The organism is Streptomyces sp. NRRL S-495 (assembly GCF_000966955.1).
Classification (GTDB): Bacteria; Actinomycetota; Actinomycetes; order Streptomycetales; family Streptomycetaceae; genus Kitasatospora; species Kitasatospora purpeofusca.
In genome coordinates, this window is the sequence record NZ_JZWY01001299.1 from 1 (window position 1) to 1,570 (window position 1,570).

Annotated in this window: 1 protein-coding gene; it reads left to right on the forward strand. The window is 72.6% G+C overall.

What is annotated here, in order from left to right; genetic code table 11:
* Positions 1–1,570, forward strand: a 1,570-nt coding sequence (locus VR45_RS41315; RefSeq protein WP_234326692.1) for a condensation domain-containing protein, incomplete at both ends; no start/stop codon positions are given.

The window sequence follows — 1,570 nt, forward strand, 5'->3', positions numbered from 1 at the left end:
GGGAGTTGCTCGGGAGCGAGGACGATCCGGGCAGTGTGCTGTCCGGGCAGGTGGCGTACTGGCGCGAGGCGTTGGCGGGGGTGCCGGAGGAGTTGGCGCTGCCGGTGGACCGCCAGCGCCCGGCGACGGCTTCGCACCGAGGTGAGAGTGTGGAGCTGGCCGTCTCCGCGCAGACGCACCAGCGACTGGCGGCGCTGGCCCGGGAGCGGGGGGCGACCCCGTTCATGGTGCTGCAGGCGGCGTTGGCGGTGACGTTGAACCGCCTGGGGGCGGGGGTGGACATCCCGATCGGTTCCGCGATCGCCGGGCGCACCGATGAGGCGCTCAACAACCTGGTCGGGTTCTTCGTCAACACCCTGGTGATCCGGACCGACCTGTCCGGTGACCCGACCTTCGGTGAGGTGCTGGAGCGGGTGCGTGAGACGGGCCTGCGCGCGTTCGAGAACCAGGACGTCCCGTTCGAGAAGCTGGTGGAGGAGTTGGCGCCGACCCGGTCGCTGGCCCGTCACCCGCTGTTCCAGGTCATGCTCACCCTGCAGAACACCGCCACGGCCTCCGGCGATGGCCGGTCCGAGCTGGAGCTGCTGGAGCTGCCGGGGCTGCGGGTCGGCCGGCAGGCCGCCGGAACCGGGGTGGCGAAGTTCGACCTGGGCATTTCGCTCGGGGAGGCCTTCGACGCCCAGGGCGCTCCGGCGGGCCTGCGCGGTGTCATGGTTGCGGCAGCCGACTTGTTCGACGCGGACACGGCCGACCGGATCGCGGTCTGGCTGGTTCGCGTCCTTGAGACGGTCACGGCCGAGCCGCGGACCCGGCTTGCGGCGGTGGCCGTGCTGGGTGAGGACGAGCGGGAGCGGATCCTGACGCCCGGGCGGACCGCGCGGCAGGTGCAGACCGTGCTGGCCACGCAGCCCGGCTTGGCTCAGGTGGCGGTCATCGAGCGCGAGCACGATGCGGACGACGGCCAGGTGTCCCGGACGGGAGGCGACGGGAGCCTGGTCGCTTATGTCGTACCCGCCGACTCCGGCGCTGATCACGCGGCGTTGGCGGACGCGGTGCGGCAGTTCGCCGGCGACCGCCTGGCGGAGGACCTGGTGCCCTCGGTGGTGGTGCTGGACACGCTGCTGCTGACGTCGGACGGGGCGCTGGACCTCGCGGCCCTGCCCGCACAGGACGGCTCCGGCAGCGCGGACGAGGACGTCCGGGTGGGCCGTGGTCCGGCAACGGTGCAGGAGGAGATCCTGTGCCTCGCGTTCGCCCACGCCCTGGGGCTGGAGAGCGTCGGTGTGGAGGACAACTTCTTCGCCCTGGGGGGTCACTCCCTGCTGGCGGTGTCGTTGGTGGAGTACCTGCGGGTCCGGGGTGTGTCGATCTCGGTCCGCACCCTGCTGCGCAACCCCACGCCGGCCGGGCTGGCCGGCGCTGCCGGGCCGGTCCAGGTGGTGGTTCCGCCGAACCCATTCCCGTCGACGCTCGGGAGATCACGCGTGGAGCTGACCGGGGCGGAGATCGGCTCCGCTGGCCCCGCTCCAGGAGGGCATGCTCCGCTGGCCCCGCTCCAGGAGGGCATGCT